Here is a 20958-nt window from a genome sequence, read left to right on the forward strand (position 1 = left end):
GGGGTTTAGTAATGGAAATATCCATCCGTCTGGGATGGCAGATGAACGTGGGTTTTATTATCAAGATTTTGGTTTAATTCCTGTATGGACCAAACACCAAGGTGTTTACCCGCCTTTGAAACTTCGAAATGGGCCGGTATCTTTCATTCCTGAAAATATGGTTTTATTTAGCTGTTTTATTGGACAACAAGCATGGGGGCTACCGCATAAATTATACGTGGTTGACCCGTTGGCATTATCAGAGCCGTTTTTATCGCGTCTGCCGGCTAAAAATGGTGCCCGAGTGGGCCATTATGAACGCGCCTTCCCGGAAGGGTTCTTTAAAAGCAAACGCACCGGACAGAACCGTTTGGCCAATCCCACCTTGAAAGCCTTATATGCGGATGTGGAATTGGCCACGCGCGGCGATCTGTGGACGGCGGAACGCTGGGCGGCGATATGGCGGCTGAATAGCGGGCATTATAAAAATCTGGTGCAATATTTTGACCGTAATGATGTTGGCGCGGATATTTATCCGAAAGATAAAATTGATGCTACTTCTATTTATACCTGTATGGGCGGATTCACAGCGGTTATGGTGGACAAAGAAAAGCCATAAATCACCTCTTCCAAAAGCACCTGCACCGTGAAAAACCAAGTGCAGGCTGCTTTCGTTTTTTGTTTATTCACAAAAACTTGACCTACATTAACCCCCAGCCGAATTACATTTGAGAACAACCAAAAAGAGGCGTACATTGGAACAATATTCTAATTTTTCCAACCCAAACAGGAGGTATGCATCATGGCAAAAATGAAAGCCGCCGTTGTTAATCCCAAAGTAAACGGTTTTGTGGAAGTGGTCGAAAAAGACATCCGCCCGTTGGCCTATAACGAAGCCTTGGTCGAAGTCGAATACTGCGGTGTGTGCCACACCGATTTGCACGTTGCATCGGGTGATTACGGCGTGAAAGAAGGCGTGGTGCTGGGGCATGAAGGCATCGGCATCGTGAAACAGCTCGGCGAAGGCGTTACCGCGCTGAAAGTGGGCGACCGCGTCAGCATCGCGTGGATGTACAAAGCCTGCGGCGCATGCGAATACTGCAACACGGGGCGCGAAACCCTGTGCCGCAGCGTGCTCAATTCTGGCTACACGGCAGACGGCGGCATGGCAACGCACTGCATCGTCAATGCCGATTACGCCGTGAAAGTCCCGGCAGGACTAGACCCCGCACAGGCATCCAGCATTACCTGCGCCGGCGTTACCTGCTATAAAGCCATCAAAGTCTCCGGCGTGCGGCCGGGCCAATGGATTGCCATTTACGGCGCAGGCGGCTTGGGCAACTTGGGCGTCCAATACGCGAAAAAAGTGTTCGGCGCACACGTCGTGGCCATCGACATTAACGATGACAAACTGGCCTTTGCCCAAGAAACGGGTGCGGATTTCGTTATCAATGCAGCCAAAGAAGACGCGGCCAAAATCATGCAGGAAAAATGCGGCGGCGTGCATGCAGCCGTGGTAACCGCCGTGTCCAAAGCCGCATTCAATTCGGCAGTGGATGCCGTGCGCGCAGGCGGCCGCGTGGTGGCGGTGGGCCTGCCGCCCGAAAGCATGGATTTGTCGATTCCGCGCATCGTGTTGGACGGCATCGAAGTGGTCGGCTCGCTGGTCGGCACGCGCAAAGACTTGGAAGAAGCGTTCCAATTCGGCGCGGAAGGCTTGGTAGTGCCGAAAGTGCAACTGCGCACGCTGGACGAAGCCCCTGCCATTTTTGACGAAATGCGCGCGGGCAAAATCACCGGCCGCATGGTGATTGATATGCACAAAGGTGCCAGCGGCTGCTGTGGAGCATGCGGCGGCGCAGGGCATTAACGATTAACGGACGATAAAACGAAAGCAGCCTGCACATTGGAAAATGGTGTGCAGGCTGCTTTTTGATTGTCCATTGGGTTGCCCAGGTTTTTTTGATTTAGCGCAATTATTGTGCCGAATCAAACAGAATAGGCGGCGTTCAGTTTGAAATTTATCGCGCAAGGCTTTATGATGGCGCTTATTAAAGTAATTGATAATCCATTCTATTTGTTTTTATAAAGAATGCGCCGTTGGAAACCGAAGCCGTTTTCCGCGCGGCGCGCATTCCGCGAATATCGTTAGAAAGCCCACCATGTCCACCATCCCACTCTCCCAGCTGCGCAAAGGCGCAGTTGCGCATATCGATTCCATTGTCCCCAATCCCGTGTTCGGCGAGCTCGATGCCTTGGTGTCGCGCCGGTTGGCGGATTTGGGTTTTTCCGGCGGCATGCCTTTGCAGGTGATTGCCGTGGGCGGTTTCGGGCGCGGGCCGTTTGCGGTGCGCTTGGGCAACCAGTCGCAGTTTTCGCTGCGGCAGGAAGAGGCGGGGAAGATTATGTGCCATGTGGTCGATGCGGAACAAAAGCAGCCTGCACCTTAAAGGCTACCTGAAAGCGTCAGCTTCAACGAAGTTGAAATGAAAAAGCAGCCTGCAACCCTGCCGACCAAAGTGCAGGCCGCCTGAAAACCTTGCCGCGCCGCACGAAAGCAGCCTGCACGCGGCAAACAGAAGGAAAACCGATAAAAATCAAAAAGGAAATACGATGGAACTGAGCTATTTCGCCCTCATCGGCGCGCCGAACTGCGGCAAAACCGTGTTGTTCAACGGGCTGACCGGCGCGCATGCCAAAGTGGCCAATTATCCGGGCGTAACGGTGGACAAGCGCGAAGGCGCGTTTTTGGATGACGAAGCCGTGCGCATTGTCGATTTGCCCGGCACATACAGCCTGCGCACGACCAGCCCCGACGAAGCGGTGGCGAAAGATGTCGCCGTGGGCAAGCTGGGCATTCCGCCCGACGCCATCATCGCTGTTGCCGACGCGACCAACCTGCGGATGACCCTGCGTATGATTCTGGAACTGAAAACGCTGAAACTGCCGATGGTGGTGTCGCTGAACATGAGCGATGTGGCGCAGCGGCGCGGTTTGAATATCGACGCGGCGAAACTGAGCGAACTGTTGGGCGTGCCCGTGCTGGAAACCGTGGCCGTGAGCGCGTCGGGCGTGCAGGCGGTGCGCGAAGCCGTGTCGCAGTTGCCGCGCAAACGCTCGTTCCCCGCCAACCCCGCTTCCGCCGAACGCACATTGGATGAATTGGACAGCGACGCGCTTTATCACGAAGTCGAATCCATTTTGGCGCAAGTCGTGCGTACGGAAATGACCCTGCCCGCCTGGCACAAAAAACTCGACGACATCGTGCTGCACCCCGTCTGGGGCATGATTCTGCTGCTGGTCATCCTGTTTATGGTGTTCCAAGCGGTGTACACCTGGGCCGCGCCGATTATGGAAGCCATCGAGGGCGGCTTCGGTTGGCTGGGCGAGTGGGTGGCCGCCAATATGCAGCCGGGCATTCTGAACGATTTAATCGTGAACGGCGTGATTGCCGGCACGGGCAGCGTGCTGGTGTTCCTGCCGCAGATTACCATCCTGTTCGCCTTCATCCTGCTGCTGGAAGACTCGGGCTACCTGCCGCGCGCCGCGTTTTTGCTGGATAACGTGATGGCGAAAAGCGGCTTGTCCGGCCGTTCGTTCATTCCGCTGCTGTCCAGCTTCGCCTGCGCCGTGCCCGCCGTGATGTCCGCCCGCACCATCCACGACCCGCGCGAACGGCTGGTCACCATCGCCGTCGCCCCGCTGCTCACCTGCTCCGCGCGGCTGCCCGTGTACGCGCTGATTATCGCCGCCGTCATCCCCAATCAAACCGTGTTCGGCATCTTCAACCTGCAAGGGCTGACGCTGTTCGTGCTCTATATCGCAGGCATCCTGTCCGCCGCACTCGCCGCCTACCTCATGAAACGCTTGGCGCGGATTAAGGGCAACGTGCAACAGTTCCCGCTGTTGATGGAACTACCTACCTTCCGCATGCCCAACTTCAAACACATCCTGACCAGCCTGTGGGACCGGGTGAAAGCCTTCCTGAAACGCGCCGGAACGATTATTTTCACTTTGACCGTGATTCTGTGGGGTTTGGTGAGCTGGCCTGCTCCGCCCGAAGGCGCAACCGGCGCGGCAATCGATTACAGCCTGGCCGGCATGATCGGCCACGCCATCCAGCCGCTGTTTGCCCCGCTGGGCTTCACTTGGGAAATGTGTATCGCCATGATTCCGGGCATCGCTGCACGCGAAGTGGTCGTGGCCGCACTGGGCACGGTGTATGCCGTGGGCGCGTCGTCCGAAGACGCGGTGCAGAACGCGCTGATTCCCATCGTCCACAGCAACTGGGGCCTGCCCACCGCCTTCGCCTTCCTCGCCTGGTATGTCTATGCCCCCATGTGCGCCGCCACTTTGGCCGTGATTCGGCGCGAAACCAAATCGCTGAAACAAACCGCCATCATCGCGGGCTATATGTTCGCGCTCGCCTACCTCGCCGCTTTCGCCGTTTACCAAATTAGTTCAAGGATTTTGTGATGCTTCAATATATTATCGTCGCCCTCATCATGCTTGCCAGCGCGTTCTTCCTGCTGCGGAAGTTTGTGTTCAAACCGAAAAAAACGAAACACGATTGCAGCAGCGGCTGCGGCAAATGCGGCGGCTGCGGTTAGGCCTGCCGAACAGAAAAGCAGCCTGCACCTTAAAGGCTACCTGAAAGCGTCAGCTTCAACGAAGTTAAAATGAAAAAGCAGCCTGCACTTCGTTTGAGGGAAGGTGCAGGCTGCTTTTGGCGCTTTCAGACGCTCCCATTAAGAAAAAAATATGCTCGAAATCATCTTCATGCTGCTGGTAGTAGCCGTTCCGCTGCTGCACCTCTACACCTTCTTCACCGAAGCCGGCCACCTCGACCAATGGGAGCCGTGGCTGGTAATTGTCATGCTCGTTTTGACTGGCACTTGGTTTATCTATTTCGTCAGCCCCGGCGCACGGAGAAATCTGGGCATCCAACTGCTGCTGATTGCAGGCATCATTGTCTTCATTTTTCTTTTGCAATATTCCGCAGATTTAAGGCAAGCATAGCCCGAGAGCATTCGGCGGCTCCTTTGGATATGAAGCCAAGCTGCGGCCGTACTTTGATTGGGGAAGGTGCAGGCTGCTTTGGGCGATTTCAGACGTTCCCGAAGCTGACGCTTTCAGGTAGCCTTTCAGCCGTTTGAGGCTGCCTAAAAATTTTACTGCGCCAACGGCCAAGGCAGCGCCACCGCGGTTGCGTCATCGGCAGAGCGGTACACGGTTTGCGACCAAAGCACGGTGTCGCCGTAGCGGTAAACGCGTTTGCGGGACACGGCGGTTACGGTGTTCTGCTTGTCCAAAAACACCATCCGGTCATCGCGGCGATGAAGGCCGCGCACATCGCCGTGCGTTTCCGAATACACGGCAAATCCTTTGGCGTCCAGCACCGTAAACCGATGGCGCGGAATATCGCCCACGGTTTCCAGCGCATTGAAATTTTGGTGCAAAACCCCTGTCGGCAGCGGGTCGCTCATTTTCAGGTAGCCTGCATAAAGCCACAAGGCTGCTGCGGGCAGCAGGATGGCCGCCAATATGATTTTCAGTAATTTCATGGGTTTAAGCATTTTGTTTCCCTTGAAAAGCAGCCTGCACTTCGGTTTTCCAGTGTGCAGGCTGCTTTTGGCGTTCCCCGCCAACCTTTTAATCCGCTCCCCCCAGCATCTCTAGCAATTCTTCTTCGCTCAACACCGCCACGCCCAACGCCTGCGCCTTTTCCAGTTTGCTGCCTGCGGCTTCGCCCGCCACCACGAAATCGGTTTTTTTGGACACGCTGCCGCTCACTTTGCCGCCGGCGGCTTCGATGAGGGCGGCGGCTTGGTCGCGTTTCAGGGTGGGCAGGGTGCCGGTCAGGACAAAGGTTTTGCCGGCGATGGGGCTGTGTTCGGGGTGCAGGCTGCCTGAAACGCCGTCCGTGCTGCTTTCAGGCAGCGCTTCGGTGAAGGCGGTGATTTCTTGCAGCAGGGCGGCGTGTGCAGGCTGCTTGCGCCAGTCCTGCCATTCTTGCGGCAGGGCTTGGTCGGTTTGCAGGGCGTGCAGGCTGCCTGCGAGTTGCCAGAGTTCGGCGGCGCGTTTTTCGCTGAGTTTGATGTTTGGCAGGCGTTGCAGCCATTGTTCGGGCGCGGCGTGGGCGCGGGTTTGGGGCGACGGGGCGGCGGCTTGGGGGGCGACGTGTTGCAATAGATCGTCCAGCATTTTTTGCTGTGCAGGCTGCTTGAAATAGTGGGCGATGGCGTGGGCGACGATGCTGCCGATGTCGGGCAGGCAGGCGAGGATGGGTTCGGGGGCGCGGCGCACGGTGTCGAGGTTGCCGAATGCGGCGGCCAGCTGTTTGGCGGTGCTTTCGCCGACGTGGCGGATGCCGAGGGCGAACAGGAAGCGGGCGAGCGGCGGGGTACGGCTTTGGGCGATGCTGTCCAAGATGTTTTGCGCCCATTTGGTGGCGGCGGATTTGCTGTCTTTGATGGTTTGCAGTTGGGCGATGTCCAGTCGGTAAATATCGGCAAAGCTGTGTAATACGTCGGCGGCGACAAGGGCTTCGATTTGCTTGTCGCCCAGCCCGGCGATGTCCATGGCTTTGCGGCTGGCGAAGTGGATAAGCCCTTGTGCGCGCTGGGCTTGGCAGAGCATGCCGCCGGTGCAGCGAGCAACGGCTTCGCCTGCTTCGCGTTCGACCGCGCTGCCGCACACGGGGCAGGTTTCGGGCAGCCTGAACGGTTCGTACTTCGCTTCCATTTGTTCGCCCAATAAATCAACGGGCTGCATGGGGCGGCGTTCCAACAGCACGCGCACCACTTCGGGAATCACGTCGCCCGCGCGGCGCACGACCACGGTGTCGCCCACGCGTACGTCTTTGCGCGCCACTTCGTCCTGATTGTGCAGCGTGGCGTTGGTCACGGTAACGCCGCCCACGAACACGGGCGCAAGCCGCGCCACAGGGGTGATTGCGCCGGTACGGCCGACCTGCACGTCAATCGCTTCGACGGTGGTGAGCGCTTCTTCGGCGGGGAATTTGTGCGCAATCGCCCAACGCGGCGCGCGCGATACGAAGCCGAGTTGCTGCTGTTCGGCCAATGAGTTCACTTTGACGACCATGCCGTCGATTTCATACGGCAGGCGGGGGCGGTGTTCGGCCAGCCGTTCGTATTCGCGCAACACGGCTGCCGCGCCGGTGTGCGTGCCGAAATAGCCTTCGGGCAGGGAAAAACCGAGTTCGTGCAGCAGCGCGAGTTCTTCCATGTGGCTTTCAGGTAGCCTTTCCACGCCGGAAAGCTGGGCGATGCCGTAGGCGAAAAAATGCAGTTTGCGCTGCGCGGTGATTTTGGAATCGAGCTGGCGCAGGCTGCCTGCGGCGGCGTTGCGCGGGTTGGCGAAGGGCTTTTGGCCGGCTTCGAGCTGGCGTTGGTTCAGCGCGGCAAAATCGGCTTTGAGCATCAGCACTTCGCCGCGCACTTCCAAAAGTGCAGGCTGCTTTTCGCCGTGCAGTTTCAGCGGGATGTTGCGCACGGTTTTGATGTTTTCGGTCACGTTTTCGCCCGTGGTGCCGTCGCCGCGCGTGGCCGCCTGCACCAAAATTCCATTTTGATACAACAGGCTGACGGCCAGCCCGTCAAACTTCGGCTCGGCGGCGTATTCCACCTGCGCCACGCCCAATTCCTTGCACACGCGCTCGTCAAACGCCAAAAATTCGGCGTGGCCGAACGCGCCCGTTTCGTCATCGCGCGGCGAAAACGCGTTGTTCAGCGACAACATCGGCACGGCGTGCACCACGGTTTCAAAGCCGTCCAGCACCGCGCCGCCCACCCGCTGCGTGGGGCTTTCGGGCAGCCTGAACTGCGGATATTCGGCTTCCAGGGTTTCCAGCTCGCGGTAGAGCCGGTCGTATTCGGCATCGGGCACGCTGGGCGCGTCCAAAGTGTAGTATTCGTGAGCGTAGCGGTTGAGCGTTTGCACGAGGGTGCGGATGCGGTGTTGAGGGGTGGACATGGTGCAGGCTGCCTGAAAGTGGGGAAAACGCGATTGTATCAAATTCGGTTGGCAGACGGAGGCAGCCTGCACCCGTTTCGTGCTATAGTGGATGAAAATCGCAATGATACGGCGTTGGCTCGCCTTGACGTACTACCTGTACGCCTTGCGGCTCGCCGCCTTGTCTCATTTTTATTTTCATCCACCATCACATTGCCACTTTACACGCCATTTCCCAACGCCATGAAGACCATTCAACCCGAACGTTTTTCCGATGACGACAGCTACGAATATTACGCCGACAAACTGGCGCGAACGGGCTGCCTCACGCCTGCCGAGCATTATGTTTTTGCCCATTTCGTGCCGTTCGATTGGGACGAGTCGGCAGTGGCCGAACATTATCTGCGGCATGTGTGCCGTGCCGCGCGGTCAGGCTATGTGCATGCGTTGTACCAACTGTCGTTCGTGTTTGAATACGGCGATTACGGCGTGGCAAAGGACGCGGCATTGGCACGGCGGCTGATGGGCATTTGCGCGCGCAAGCAGCACCCGAACGCGATATTCCACGCGGCATGGCAGGCGCAGGACGAAGCCGAACGCCGCCGGCTCATCCTGCTCGCCGCACGGAAACGCTCGCAAGCCGCCTATCTTTATCTGGCCGACTGCCATGCCAAAGGCCGCGACGGTTTCCGCCAAAACCGCCGACTGGCCACGTTTTACAAGAAACGGGCTTGGGCGGACGGGACTTGGACGGTTTGACGGATAAGGCCGTACGCATCAAAAAGCAGCCTGCACTTTTGAATGGGAAGTGCAGGCTGCTTTCAGATTGGGCGGGCGATTTCTGTGGACGATTGGTGTGCTGGTTATTTTTTTGTTTATGCAAACAATTCCTGCGGGCGGCAGGGTGCAGGCTGCTTTGTTATGCGTTATGCGGTTGATGCGGCAATTCGCGGTGCGGCGGCAACCTACTCCCTCTCCCGTGGGAGAGGGTTGGGGTGAGGGCTTCTTGGGGTGCTTGCCAATCTTAAGTGCGGGCGGAAACCCGAAAGAGTGGGTATGGCGGCGATACGCCATGCTCTGTCGTTAAATTTTCTGTGCCTGTTCAGGTGGACCGTCTCCCTAGCCCTCTCACGCAGGAGAGGGGCAGGGTTACTGCGCCCGTTAAAAAGCAGCCTGCACGTTTTATTTGGCCGAGCCTTCTGCCAGCAGCCAAGCCGCCCAAGCCGCGTCATCGGGGCGCGTCAGCTTGATGTTGCGCGTGTCGCCCTCAATCAGGCGCGGCGCGTATCCGGCGCGTTCCATGGCCGAAGCCTCGTCCGTCACCTGCTGCAAATCCGCCGACTGCAACGCCAAATGCAGGCTGCCTGCACGGAAGGCCTGCGGCGTTTGCGCCTGCCACAAACCTTCGCGCGGCACGGTGTGCACGATGCGGTGATTGTCGTCCTGCTGTTTGAGCGTATCGGCCACCGGCACGGCCAAAATCACGCCGTCCGGGCAGTGGGGCAATGCGTCCAACAGGCGGTTCAGCGCGGCAACGGGCAGGCAGCAGCGCGCCGCATCGTGCACCAGAACGATGGTGTCGGGCGATAGGTGCTGTTGCAGCAGCAGGGTGTGCAGGCCGTTGGCCACGGTGTGCGCCCGTGTTGCGCCGCCCACGCGGTACACGGCCGCATTGGCCGGCAGACGGATGGTGTCGTCAAACCATTCGTCTTCGGGCGAAATGATCACGGCAATTCGGGCAATCTGCGGATGCGCGGCAAACACATTCAGCGTGTGCTGCAACACTGGGCGGCCGGCGATTTGGGCATATTGTTTGGGCACGGGCGCGCCGAAGCGGCTGCCGACACCTGCGGCGGGAATCAGGACGGTATAAGTCATCAAACGCTTTCCGATGGGAAAAGAAGGTATAGTGGATGAAAATTGCAATGATACGGCGTTGGCTCGCCTTGATGTACTACTTGTACGCCTTGCGGCTCGCCGCCTTGTCTCATTTTTATTTTAATCCACTATATTGTAATGGAATTGCGCGGCGTTATGGAAAGCAGCCTGCACTTTTGCCGCCACCCAAAACCACATTCACCGCCCATTTCACGTTATAATTCGCGCTTGCTTTGAAACACCTTTTTGCAGAAATAAGAAAGTATTGAATATTATGGATAAATTACGAATCACCGGTAACGGCAAACTCAACGGCGAAATTGTGGTATCGGGCGCGAAAAATGCCGCTCTGCCGTTGATGTGCGCAGGTTTGTTGTCGGGCGGAACGCTGCGCCTGACCAATGTGCCGATGCTCGCCGACGTGAAAACCACCGAAAAACTGCTGCAAGGCATGGGTGCGACGGTGACCGGCGACGGTGTTTCCCAATTTGAAATCAACGGCGGCACGGTCAATAATACCTGCGCGCCTTATGATTTGGTGCGCACCATGCGCGCTTCGATTTTGGTGCTGGGCCCAACATTGGCGCGCTTCGGCAAAGCGGAAGTGAGCCTGCCCGGCGGCTGTGCCATCGGCGCGCGTCCGGTGGACCAGCATTTGAAAGGGCTGGAAGCAATGGGCGCACATATTGTGATTGAACACGGTTATGTAAAGGCCACCGCGCCCGAAGGCAAACTCAAAGGCGCACGCGTGGTGATGGACATGGTAACCGTGGGCGGCACGGAAAATCTGCTGATGGCGGCCACGCTGGCCGAAGGCACCACCGTGCTGGAAAACTGCGCCATGGAACCCGAAGTGGTGGATTTGGCGAACTGCCTGGTGAAAATGGGCGCGAAAATCCAAGGCATCGGCACGCCCACCATGACGGTGGAAGGCGTGGCGGAACTGCACGGCGCGGAACACAGCGTGGTGCCCGACCGCATTGAAGCGGGCACGTTCTTGTGCGCCGTGGCCATGACGGGCGGCAAAGTCGTATTGCGCAATGCCGCGCCGCACACCATGCAGGTGGTGCTGGACAAGTTGGTGGAGGCGGGCGCCCTCATTGAAGCGGGCGACGATTGGATCAGCATCGATATGCAGCAGCGCCCCAAAGCCGTGAATATCCGCACAGCCGAACATCCCGCCTTCCCCACCGATATGCAGGCGCAGTTTATGGCGATGAACGCCGTGGCTGAAGGCAGCAGCAAAGTGGTGGAAACCATTTTTGAAAACCGCTTCATGCACGTTCCCGAGCTGAACCGCATGGGCGCGGACATTTCGGTGGAAGGCAATACCGCCATGGTGCGCGGTGTGGAAAAACTGTCGGGCGCCACTGTGATGGCCACCGATTTGCGCGCTTCGGCCTGCCTGGTCATCTCCGGTTTGGTGGCGGACGGCGAAACGATTGTGGACCGGATTTACCATCTGGACCGCGGCTACGAACACATCGAGAAAAAACTGGGCGGCGTTGGTGCAAAAATCGAACGGATTTCCGCCTAATCCATTGACCTGTATCAAGTAAAAAGCAGCCTGCACCCCGAAAAACAAGGTGCAGGCTGCTTTTTCATATTTGCGCCGCGTTATTTGGCCTGTTCGTCAATCTGTTCAGCCTGTTTTTTCTGCATATCTTCCACCGACTTGGCTGCATTCATGGCTTTTTCGCGGTTTTGAATCACTTGCTCGCCAGGGCTGTTGGCCTCCTGTTTCGGCGGCTGCGCTTCGGCGGCGGTTTCACTTTTGCCGCCGCAGGCTGCCAGCATCAGCACCACGGACAAACACAAAACGGTTTTCATCATCATGCTCCTTATAGGGTTAGGGGGATGGGGCATTGTACGCCTGCCGCTGGCAAAAAGCAGCCTGCACATACCAAAACGACACTCACGCGGCCAAAGGCAGCCACACGGGTTCCGGCTGCAAATCCACCGCGAAGCGTTGCGCGACAATGCGGCAGATTTCGTCCGACAAGGCGCGCACGTCGGCGGCGGTGGCGTGGTTTTTGTTCACCAGTACCAAAGCCTGTTTGTCGTGCACGGCCGCACCGCCGATGGTTTTGCCTTTCAGGCCGCATTGGTCGATTAACCAGCCTGCGGCCAGCTTCATGCGCCCGTCCGGCTGCGGATAATGCGGCATTTGCGGATATTGCGCCAACAGCGTTTGCGCGTGGGCAGCATCCACCAGCGGATTTTTGTAGAAACTGCCGACATTGCCCAGCACGGTCGGGTCGGGCAGTTTGCTGCGGCGGATGGCGCACACGGCTTGGGCAACGTCTTGCGCGGTGGGGGTGCGGCCGCTGCATTGCTCTGCCAAAACCTGCGCCAAATCGCCGTATTTCACGTTCGGCACAAACTGCGTATCCAGTCGGAAGACGACTGAAGTAATCACATAACGCTGCCGTCCTTCGTGTTTGAAAATGCTGTCGCGGTAGGCAAAGCGGCATTCGGCGTTTGACAGCTCGCGCCATTCCTGCGCCTGTACATCGAAGCAGCGCACGCTGTGGATGCGGTCTTTCACTTCCACGCCGTATGCGCCGATGTTCTGCACGGGCGATGCGCCGACTGTGCCGGGAATCAGGCTTAAGTTTTCCAGCCCGCCCAGCCCCATGTGCAGGCTGCTTTGTACGAATTCGTGCCAGTTTTCGCCGGCCTGCGCTTCCAGCAGGACGCTGTCGGGCGTGCGTTCCAATTCGCGGATGCCGCGCGTGGCCATGCGCACCACCAGCGATGGGAAATCCTGCATAAACAGGACATTGCTGCCGCCGCCCAACCAGCACACGGTGGCGGCGTCAAATTCGGGCAGCCTGCAGATTTCGGGCAAATCGCCGCTGTCGGTCAATTCGATATAGTGCGCCGCACGGGCGGGCAGGCCAAAGGTGGTGTGCGGGGCAAGCGGGTAATCGTGTTGTCGTGTAAACATGGGGTCAAATTTCGGTTAATGAGGGGGCAGGCTGCGCTCGCGCAATGCGATTTTGCTGCGCTTTTCCAGATACCATACCAGCGCGGCGGCAGCGGAAAACAGGGATAAAATCAGGGCGGTCCAAAAGCCGTAAATGCCCATGCCGGCGGGATAGGCCAGCGCATAGCCCGGCAGAAGCCCCAAGAGCCAGAAGGCGATGGCGTGGATAATCATGGGGACGCGCGTGATTTTGTAGCCGCGCAAGGCATAGGAAGCGATGCACTGCGTGAAGTCGAATAATTGGAAAATGGCGGCAAAAACCGTTACTTGTACCGCAATGGCCACCACATTCGGGTCTTTGTTATACAGCGTGACAAAAAATCCGCGGCCGAACAGCAGCAGGCAGAAAGTGCAGGCTGCCAAGAGCACGCCCAGCAGCAGCGACACGCCGGCAATATACCGCGCCCGAGCAAACTGCCGCTTGCCCAAAGAATAGCCCACACGGACGGTGGCCGCCGTGCCGACCGCCTGCGGAATCATATAAACAATACTGGTCATGCTCATCACGATTTGCTGTGCGGCCACATAATCTTCGCCCAAATCGGCAATCTGCCACACAATCACAGTGAACAGGCTGGCTTCCAGAAAATACGACAATCCAATCGGCCAGCCCAGCCGCCAGAGCTGCTTTTGCACGGCAAGGCGCGGGCGCGTGATGCGCTGCATCAGCCCGAACGGCGCGAAATACGGCGTTTTGGCAATGTACAGCCACAGCGCGGCGGTGTTGAACCAGAACACCACGGCGGAAGCGACACCGGCACCGGCACCGCCCATTTCAGGTGCGCCGAATTTGCCGTAAATAAACATATAATTCAACGGGATGTTCAGAAGCAATGCTGCCCAGCTAATCCACATAATCGCTTTGGGGCGGTGCAGGCTGGAAGCATAGGCATGCAGGGCGCGGTACAGCATGGCGGCGGGCATGGACAGCGCCATGCAGAACAGGTATTGCCCGAACATGGTTTCAATGTGCTCGGACATCGTTAAATAATTTTTCAGCGGCTCAATCATGGCAAACATCAGCACCATGCCGACCAAGCCCAAAAACAGGCCGAACCACAAACCCTGCCGGCCGCTTTCGCCCACTTTTTCTTTTTCGCCCGCGCCGTATAGCTGGGCGATGGTGGGGTTGAGCGCGGTCATAATCCCCATGAAGGTGATGAACACGGTAACGAACACCGAGCTGCCCAATGCAACGGCGGTCAGGTCGTCTTTACCGGCCGCGCCGGACATGGCCGTGTCCACCACGCCCACGGCAACGGCGGCAATCTGCGCCATCATCATGGGCAGCGCGAGGCTGACGAGGGGTTTGATTTCGCCGATAAAGTTGCGGCGGGAATATTGGTTTAAATCAAAAAGCATAAATAGGTTCGCAAATAGGTGCAGGCTGCTTTTGGAATGCGGTCAAAAGCAGCCTGCACGTTCACGGCAAGGGTTGGATTACAATACTTTCACAATGCTTTCGCACAAATAGCGGATATTGCTGTCGGTGATGCCGGCCACGTTGATGCGGCCGCTGCGCACGGCATAAATGGCAAATTCGTCTTTCAGGCGGTCCACTTGTTCCGCGGTTAAGCCGGAGAACGAGAACATGCCGTTTTGTTGCACAATAAAATCAAAATCCTGCGTTGCGCCGCATTCTTTGAGCGTATCGACAAATTTCTGGCGCATGGTTTTGATGCGTGCGCGCATTTCGTCCAATTCCGCAATCCATTGCGCTTTCAGTTGCGCGTCCTGCAAAACGGTGGCGATGGTGGCGCCGCCGTGCGAAGCGGGGTTGGAATACAGCGTACGGATGATGGTTTTGACTTGGCTGAATGCGCGGTTGGCTGTCGCTTCGTCGGCCGCCACGATGGTGAATGCGCCCACGCGTTCGTTATACATGCCGAAGTTTTTGGAATACGAGCTGGCCACCAGCAATTCGGGATTGTGTTTCGCAAACGCGCGCAGGCCGTATGCATCTTCTTCCAGGCCGTTGGCAAAGCCTTGGTAGGCAAAGTCAAACAGCGGCAGCCAGCCTTTTTCGGCCGACATTTTGGCCAGCGCGTCCCATTGTTCGGGTGTGGGGTCGATACCAGTCGGATTGTGGCAGCAGCCGTGCAGCAGCACCACGTCGCCTGCCTGCGCCTGCGACAAATCTTCCAGCAGTCCCGCCCAATCCAAGCCGTGCGCCTGTTTGTCGTAATAGCGGTAATCGCGGATGTTCATGCCCACCGCGTTGAAAATAGCGTTGTGGTTCGGCCAGGTGGGTGCGGAAATCCACACGTTTTTCGCATTGGTTTGGCGTTTGATGAATTCGGCCGCCACGCGCAACGCGCCGGTACCGCCCAAACTTTGCGCGGTTTTGGCGCGTTTTTGCGCAATGATTTCGTGTCCCGCACCAAACAGCAGTTCTTGCGTGGCGGCGTTATAGGCGGCCACGCCGTCGATGGTCAGGTAGTTTTTGGTGTTTTCCTGTGCCAGCAGGCGCGTTTCGGCTTCTTTAACGGATTTCAGAATCGGTGTTTGTCCTTGCGCGTCTTTATACACGCCGATGCCCAGATTGACTTTTTCGGCGCGAGTTTCGGCTTTGAAGGCTTCGCCCAGGCCCAAAATCGGGTCGGCGGGCGCGGCTTGGATGTGGTCGAACAACATGGAACAGCTCCTTGAACGAGGGTTGGATGAGTGGAAAATCTTTGCATTTATACTGCTATCGCCGTGCAATGGCAAGGGTTTTTCCAAAAAAGCAGCCTGCACGCCCCAAAGGTAGGGTGCAGGCTGCTTTTTCATGGCAAAATTACAGCACCAGCGGCGCGAACACAAAGCCCAGCAATACCGAAAGCGCAATCGCCAGCAGCCCCGGCAGGAAGAACGGATGGTTGAACACATAGCGGCCGATGCGCGTGCTGCCCGTGTCGTCCATCTGCACCGCGCCCAGCAGGGTGGGATAGGTGGGCAATACGAACAGGGCGGACACGGCGGCGAAGCTGGCCACCAAAATATACGCATTTTGTGGGTTTTCCGGCGTAATGCCCAGCGCCACCATCACGGCGGGCATCAGCGCTTTCGCCGTGGCCGCTTGCGAGTAGAGCAGCATGCTGGCGAAGAACAGGGCAACGGCCAGCAGCCACGGATAATCCGACACCAGTGTGGACGCGCCGTTTTTAATCGTGTCGATGTGCGCCGATACGAACGTATCGCCCAGCCATGCCACGCCCAGCACGCACACCGCCGCCGCCATGCCCGATTTGAACGTGGACATTTCCAGCAGGCGGCCGCTGTCCAAACGGCACGACACCACGATAATGGCGGCAATGCCGAGCATAAAGCCCATAATCGCACCGTCGCGCGGCAGCACGGGTTCTTTAATCAGGCCGATGGCGGGCGAAATGGCGCAGGCATACAGCACCACCGCCAGCACGCCGGCGCAGAAAATCAGTACGGAACGTTTCGCCGTGTCGGGCAATGCGGCCATCGCTTCAGCCGAACGCGGCGGCGCAACCAAACCGGCCGCCAGCCGTTCTTGATAAATTTTATCGCCCGACAAATCCAGCCGCCAAAACAAGTTCACCAGCAAAGACACCAGCATGCAGGCTGCAAATGTCGTCGCAATCCAAATCAAGAGCAGCTTCGGATAGCTGATGCCCAAGGGTTCGAGCAGGCCGCTCATAAACACCACCGCCGCACTCACGGGCGATGCGGTAATCGCAATCTGCGACGACACCACCGACAGGCTCAGCGGCGCGGAAGGCTTGATGTTTTCGCCTTTGGCCACTTCCACAATCACCGGCATCACCGAAAACGCGGTGTGCCCTGTGCCGGCCAGCAGTGTGAGCAGATAGGTAACCGTAGGAGCGAGAAAATTGATATTTTTGGGATTTTTGCGCAACAGGCGTTCCGCCACGCCCACCAGGTAATCCAAGCCGCCCGCCAGCTGCATGGCGGAAATGGCGGCAATGACCGACATGATGATTAAAATCACGTCATATGGGATTTTGCCCGGCGGCACGCCCAGCAGCAGCGCCAGCAGCACCACGCCCAAGCCGCCCATATAGCCGATGGAAAGCCCGCCCAGCCGCGCGCCGAAAAAAATCGCGCCCAATAGCACGACCAATTGAAAAAACAATATGACTGTCATTGAAAATACTCCTGTGAAGCGTTTGTTATGTGTGGGGGCGAATCATAACACTATCTGGCGCATTTTTAAAAGATTTTTGCCAATCCAAAAGCAGCCTGCACTTCTGATTTCCGAGTGCAGGCTGCTTTTGGAGAATGCCTTATGGGCATCACAAACGCATACCCGCGTCCGCAGCATTATGAAATATCCAATCAATGGGTAAACTTTATCAGGATGGGATAAAATACCGCATACTGTCCTTAACCATCCGACGCAGCGCTAAGCCAATGAATTCAATAAAAGATGACAAATATTTAGATTTCTGCCTATTCGCCTTGTCCGCCCTGCTTTATGCCTTTTGGCACGCATTTTTCCCTTTGCTGTTGCTTTCCTTTGTTTTTCTTTGGTATCGGCGGGAATTGGCTTGGCGGATTAAGCGGGAAAAGCCCAAATTTTTTTGGGGCTTATTCAGTTTGGAGGAAGAAGCCCATCCGTTTGTGAATGTTAGATTTTGGCTTTTTGGTGTGGTATGGAATTTATTAATTCTTATATTTATGGTGGTAATTATCCGAGACTCGGATACAGCTTTTGGTGTATATGAAATATTCTCAAAAGTATTTTATGAAACGGTGGCATACATCTATCCCGGTCATGTAAGTAGCGAATTCGCGATTGTCAAACGGGCGCTGCAAGATGCGTGGGCCGCTCAAAATATCCATACTGTTGTGACAGATGAAATTGTCCGAGATGAGTTAAAAAAAGCCAAGGGATTTGGGAACCTTTTACTGAATTACCATTATGATTTTGTATGCCTGACTGTGTACGTTATCATCTTTGCGCGCCCGCTGATTATGCAGCCTTTTTATCAAGCGGCAATGAAAGATCCGAACCGCCAATTTCATTGGAAAAAACTGAATTTATGGCGGATATTCATTAGTGTGTTGTTTATAGGGGCTCTTTACTATATGTTTTTCCTAACGCCGATTCATCGGGATAATTGTGCCGAAATCCATAATCGGGCGGCACTGTTGTGCAGCAATTTGGCAACTTCGGGAAAATATATCGCGTTTCCGGCAAGGATTTCGGCTTATTGGGCAGCAATTTTGTTTATGGTTCAGATGTTTATTGGTAGTTATTTGGTGGAGCAGGAGAAAAAACATGACAACGCCAGCGAGGAGTGAAAGCGGACAGGAAGCCGTCGGCTTTCGTTAAACCGCCGCCCCAATAGAAAAGCAGCCTGCACTCGCAAAACAAAGTGCAGGCTGCTTTTTCAGTGCGGTTTTATAGCGGATTAAAATAAAAATGAGACGAGGCGGCGAGCCAACGCCGTATCATTGCGATTTTAATTCACTATTATGCCGATTCGCCACCCTGCGGCAACATGCCCGCCGCCTGCAGCGAAACCAGTTTCTTGGTGAGGAAATTCAGCGCCACGCCATACGCCGGCACAAACAGGCCGCAGCACACCGCCAGCTTGAACAGATAATCCACAAACGCGATGTGGCCCCAGTTGGCCGCCATAAACGTATCATCGCTGCCGGCAAACGCAATGCTGAAAAACAGCAGCGTATCCAGCGCGTTGCCCACGAAAGTCGAAGCCGTAGGCGCAATCCACCACGATTTCAGTTGGCGCAGTTTGTTGAACACGAAAATGTCCAGCAGCTGGCCGAAGGCATACGCCGAAAAGCTCGCCACGGCAATGCGGAACACGGGCAGCGCAAACACGGCCAGCGCCGACCAGCCCGTCCACGCGCCGTTTTGAAACAGCACCGACAGCGCATACGACAGCGCCAGCGCAGGCAGCATCACAAAGAAAATAATCCGCCGTGCCAGCCGCTGGCCGAAAATGCGCACGGTCAAATCTGTGGCCAAAAAGATGAACGGAAACGTGAGCGCGCCCCAAGTGGAATGCACTTCGAAGCCGTTCGGCAGCACGACGGTAAACGGAAACTGTACCAGATAATTGCTGGACGCAATCACGGCAATGTGGAACAACACCAGCCAGAACAACGCTTTGCGCTGCTGGGCGGTGGAGAAGGTGAAGTTTTTCATGAAGATTCCTTAGTTTTGGTTTTGAACAATGTCAGCGCGGGAGGATTGCGAACCGCGCGTTTGAAAAAAAGGAGCGGATTATAAAGGATTTTTACGCGTAAGGGGGCGTTTTTGACGATTTATTTTATGTGCAGGCTGCTTTGGGTGCGTATCGATAAAACCGATGTTGCAGGCTTATCCCGCCCAGTGGCAGTGCCGTCGAACACAATTTGCAACGTGCCTCCATTGCGCGGTTCCGGGCGGCAACGTGCGTGGATAAAGCGGTCTTGGCCGCCGTATTGAATCTGCAATTCCACTTCTGCCGGCGGTTTTGCCAACTGAAATTGCACGCAGTAGGGTTTGGCGGCTGAAAACGGTTCGGGCGTTTCGTGTATTTGTAGGAATCCGTCGCGGTTCAGGCCGACCAAATATATTGCGGCAGGTTGTGCGGTGTCGGCGGCGGTAATCGTCAGCGTGTGGGCATACGGCGTTTCAGGCGTTTGCCCAGCAGCGGTCGCGGTGCAGGCTGCTATGAATAGCGGGATTAGGGAGAGTGGGTGCGGTTTCATTTTTCCGTCCTTGTGCAGGCAGTCTGCACCGAATCAAATCAAAGTGTTCCGTAAAAATCGATATAACGGCAATCGGGCAGCGCGCAGGCGTATATCAAATAATCGGCGGCGGCGTGAAGCATTTGTGCCGCTTCGGCTTGGACTTCGGTTTGGGCAAGCGTGCGGATTTCGGCGGCGATGGCACGGCATTGCTCTACGGTAAAATAATTGGACGATGTCGGGTCGATGCGGCATCCGTCTTCATCGGAACCATCGTGTCGGCACGGATACCGTTGCAGCACGGGTTTGAGCCGCTCGAAATTGCGGTGTTGGATAAAGGCATTGCGCCCGTCCGCCTGTTTGCCGCCGCTGTTCAACGGCGTGATGGCATAACCCCATTTTTCGCCGTTTATGGTGTGTCTGCCCAAATAAACCGGCGTGCGGCAGATGGCGGCGATGGCGCGCTCGGTATTGCCTTGGTACACGTCGTATTGGTGCGCGGCTTCGGTTTCGCTACACACGGCGGTTTGGCGGATATGGGCGATTTGGTCGGCGCGATAGGCGGCAATGGCGGCCTGCGGGTTGCCGTGCTGTTTCAGCAGCGCGAGCACGTCGGCGATGGGCAGGGGAATCTGCTGCTGCAAACGGCGGGCGGCCGTGTAATCGGAGCGGTGCATGGTGTGTCGGACGGGAAGGGGGTTGGGCCTGGTTCGGGTGTGGGTGCAGGCTGCTTTTTTAACCGCAAAAAGCAGCCTGCACTTTGTTTTATTGCATATCGTGCCGAAACAGCCGCTCGCGCGCCATTTGCTCAAACGGCGTGCCGGCGCGGCCATAGTTGGCGAACGGGTGGATGGCGATGCCGCCGCGCGGGGTGAATTCGCCGAACACTTCGATGTATTTCGGATTCATCAGTGCAATCAAATCCTTCATGATGATGTTCACGCAGTCTTCGTGGAAATCGCCGTGGTTGCGGAAGCTGAACAGGTATAGTTTCAGCGATTTGCTTTCCACCATTTTCACGTCGGGAATATAGCGGATGACGATGGTGGCGAAATCGGGCTGGCCCGTCATCGGGCAGAGGCTGGTGAATTCGGGGCAGACGAATTTGACGAAATAATCGTTGCCTTGGTGTTTGTTGTCGAACGCTTCCAGCACTTCGGGCGCGTAGTCGCTGCGGTATTCGGTTTTCTGGTTGCCCAAAAGGGTGATGCCGTGGAGTTCTTCGGTGTTGCGGGACATGTTGGATTCCTTGCTGACGGGTGAAACGGGGGTGCAGGCTGCTTTTGATATGCGGCCTGAAACATGGCCAACCTTATAGCAAATACTCGTGCGGACGGCAAGCAAGTGCAGGCTGCCTGCGGGCAAAAAGCAGCCTGCACCCCGCCTGCGGATGACGGTGGCCGAATATCGGGGCATAATGCGGATAAGCCGCTTTTTTGTTCTATACAAACCGATTAAGGAGC

General features: G+C 56.6%; 21 protein-coding genes. 9 read left to right on the forward strand and 12 right to left on the reverse strand.

Going from position 1 to position 20958, the window contains the following annotated elements; all coding sequences use genetic code 11:
* The 6 genes from HMPREF9098_RS11765 to HMPREF9098_RS08295 all read left to right on the forward strand — a co-directional run.
* On the forward strand, positions 1 to 598 hold a 598-nt coding region (locus tag HMPREF9098_RS11765; RefSeq protein ID WP_218915116.1), incomplete at its 5' end, for a hypothetical protein.
* A 192-nt stretch (positions 599 to 790) separates the two neighbouring features.
* Entirely contained in the window at positions 791 to 1849 is a 1059-nt protein-coding gene (adhP, locus tag HMPREF9098_RS08280) for an alcohol dehydrogenase AdhP (RefSeq protein WP_040564876.1), read from the forward strand.
* Between the two features lie 292 nt (positions 1850 to 2141).
* Positions 2142 to 2429: a FeoA family protein gene (locus HMPREF9098_RS08285; protein WP_003783830.1), complete on the forward strand. Its 288-nt coding sequence runs from the start codon at positions 2142 to 2144 to the stop codon at positions 2427 to 2429.
* Positions 2430 to 2592: 163 nt separating this feature from the next.
* Entirely contained in the window at positions 2593 to 4455 is a 1863-nt protein-coding gene (feoB, locus tag HMPREF9098_RS08290) for a ferrous iron transporter B (RefSeq protein ID WP_003783833.1), read from the forward strand.
* Positions 4455 to 4589 (forward strand): FeoB-associated Cys-rich membrane protein, encoded by a 135-nt coding sequence (locus HMPREF9098_RS11530; protein WP_003783835.1) that lies wholly within the window; start codon positions 4455 to 4457, stop codon positions 4587 to 4589. Before feoB ends, HMPREF9098_RS11530 begins: the two co-directional genes overlap by 1 nt.
* A gap of 151 nt (positions 4590 to 4740) precedes the next feature.
* Positions 4741 to 4998, forward strand: coding sequence for a hypothetical protein (locus HMPREF9098_RS08295; RefSeq protein WP_003783837.1), 258 nt, complete (start codon positions 4741 to 4743; stop codon positions 4996 to 4998).
* A 152-nt stretch (positions 4999 to 5150) separates the two neighbouring features.
* Here HMPREF9098_RS08295 and HMPREF9098_RS08300 read toward each other — a convergent pair whose 3' ends face one another.
* Together HMPREF9098_RS08300 and ligA are read right to left on the reverse strand one after the other, a co-directional pair.
* Positions 5151 to 5555, reverse strand: a complete 405-nt coding sequence (locus tag HMPREF9098_RS08300; RefSeq protein WP_040564384.1) for a hypothetical protein — start codon at positions 5553 to 5555, stop codon at positions 5151 to 5153.
* Positions 5556 to 5631: 76 nt separating this feature from the next.
* The gene (ligA, locus tag HMPREF9098_RS08305; protein WP_040564385.1) at positions 5632 to 7974 is read right to left on the reverse strand and encodes an NAD-dependent DNA ligase LigA; all 2343 of its coding nucleotides are present in this window, start codon (positions 7972 to 7974) and stop codon (positions 5632 to 5634) included.
* A gap of 222 nt (positions 7975 to 8196) precedes the next feature.
* Between ligA and HMPREF9098_RS08310 the strand changes: the two genes are divergently transcribed.
* Positions 8197 to 8712: an SEL1-like repeat protein gene (locus HMPREF9098_RS08310; RefSeq protein ID WP_003783845.1), complete on the forward strand. Its 516-nt coding sequence runs from the start codon at positions 8197 to 8199 to the stop codon at positions 8710 to 8712.
* A gap of 423 nt (positions 8713 to 9135) precedes the next feature.
* On the opposite strand, the gene ispD is transcribed toward HMPREF9098_RS08310, so the two are convergent.
* Positions 9136 to 9831 (reverse strand): 2-C-methyl-D-erythritol 4-phosphate cytidylyltransferase, encoded by a 696-nt coding sequence (ispD, locus tag HMPREF9098_RS08315; protein WP_003783850.1) that lies wholly within the window; start codon positions 9829 to 9831, stop codon positions 9136 to 9138.
* 274 nt (positions 9832 to 10105) lie between these two features.
* Here ispD and murA point away from each other — a divergent pair, with 274 nt between their 5' ends.
* A complete protein-coding gene (murA, locus tag HMPREF9098_RS08320; RefSeq protein ID WP_040564386.1) occupies positions 10106 to 11368 on the forward strand; it encodes a UDP-N-acetylglucosamine 1-carboxyvinyltransferase in 1263 nt (420 codons plus the stop codon).
* 80 nt (positions 11369 to 11448) lie between these two features.
* On the opposite strand, the gene HMPREF9098_RS08325 is transcribed toward murA, so the two are convergent.
* The 5 genes from HMPREF9098_RS08325 to HMPREF9098_RS08345 form a co-directional block, all read right to left on the reverse strand.
* A complete protein-coding gene (locus HMPREF9098_RS08325; protein ID WP_003783854.1) occupies positions 11449 to 11667 on the reverse strand; it encodes a hypothetical protein in 219 nt (72 codons plus the stop codon).
* 79 nt (positions 11668 to 11746) lie between these two features.
* Entirely contained in the window at positions 11747 to 12781 is a 1035-nt protein-coding gene (gene murB / locus HMPREF9098_RS08330; RefSeq protein ID WP_003783856.1) for a UDP-N-acetylmuramate dehydrogenase, read from the reverse strand.
* A 15-nt stretch (positions 12782 to 12796) separates the two neighbouring features.
* Positions 12797 to 14182: an MATE family efflux transporter gene (locus tag HMPREF9098_RS08335; RefSeq protein WP_003783857.1), complete on the reverse strand. Its 1386-nt coding sequence runs from the start codon at positions 14180 to 14182 to the stop codon at positions 12797 to 12799.
* Positions 14183 to 14260: 78 nt separating this feature from the next.
* The gene (locus HMPREF9098_RS08340; RefSeq protein ID WP_040564388.1) at positions 14261 to 15454 is read right to left on the reverse strand and encodes an amino acid aminotransferase; all 1194 of its coding nucleotides are present in this window, start codon (positions 15452 to 15454) and stop codon (positions 14261 to 14263) included.
* 142 nt (positions 15455 to 15596) lie between these two features.
* Positions 15597 to 16937 carry an anaerobic C4-dicarboxylate transporter gene (locus HMPREF9098_RS08345; RefSeq protein WP_003783859.1) on the reverse strand — a complete coding sequence of 447 codons (1341 nt, stop codon included), beginning with the start codon at positions 16935 to 16937 and terminating at the stop codon, positions 15597 to 15599.
* A gap of 194 nt (positions 16938 to 17131) precedes the next feature.
* Between HMPREF9098_RS08345 and HMPREF9098_RS08350 the strand changes: the two genes are divergently transcribed.
* Complete coding sequence (locus tag HMPREF9098_RS08350; protein WP_003783861.1) at positions 17132 to 18097, forward strand: hypothetical protein; 966 nt, start codon at positions 17132 to 17134, stop codon at positions 18095 to 18097.
* 172 nt (positions 18098 to 18269) lie between these two features.
* On the opposite strand, the gene HMPREF9098_RS08355 is transcribed toward HMPREF9098_RS08350, so the two are convergent.
* The 4 genes from HMPREF9098_RS08355 to queF form a co-directional block, all read right to left on the reverse strand.
* Positions 18270 to 18968, reverse strand: a complete 699-nt coding sequence (locus HMPREF9098_RS08355; protein WP_003783862.1) for a 7-cyano-7-deazaguanine/7-aminomethyl-7-deazaguanine transporter — start codon at positions 18966 to 18968, stop codon at positions 18270 to 18272.
* A 119-nt stretch (positions 18969 to 19087) separates the two neighbouring features.
* The gene (locus HMPREF9098_RS08360) at positions 19088 to 19516 is read right to left on the reverse strand and encodes a hypothetical protein (RefSeq protein WP_003783863.1); all 429 of its coding nucleotides are present in this window, start codon (positions 19514 to 19516) and stop codon (positions 19088 to 19090) included.
* A 38-nt stretch (positions 19517 to 19554) separates the two neighbouring features.
* Positions 19555 to 20172 (reverse strand): hypothetical protein, encoded by a 618-nt coding sequence (locus tag HMPREF9098_RS08365; RefSeq protein WP_003783865.1) that lies wholly within the window; start codon positions 20170 to 20172, stop codon positions 19555 to 19557.
* Positions 20173 to 20260: 88 nt separating this feature from the next.
* Positions 20261 to 20734: a preQ(1) synthase gene (gene queF, locus HMPREF9098_RS08370; RefSeq protein ID WP_003783866.1), complete on the reverse strand. Its 474-nt coding sequence runs from the start codon at positions 20732 to 20734 to the stop codon at positions 20261 to 20263.
* Positions 20735 to 20958: the final 224 nt, after the last annotated feature.

Source organism: Kingella denitrificans ATCC 33394, assembly GCF_000190695.1.
In the GTDB taxonomy this organism is placed as follows: domain Bacteria; phylum Pseudomonadota; class Gammaproteobacteria; order Burkholderiales; family Neisseriaceae; genus Kingella_A; species Kingella_A denitrificans.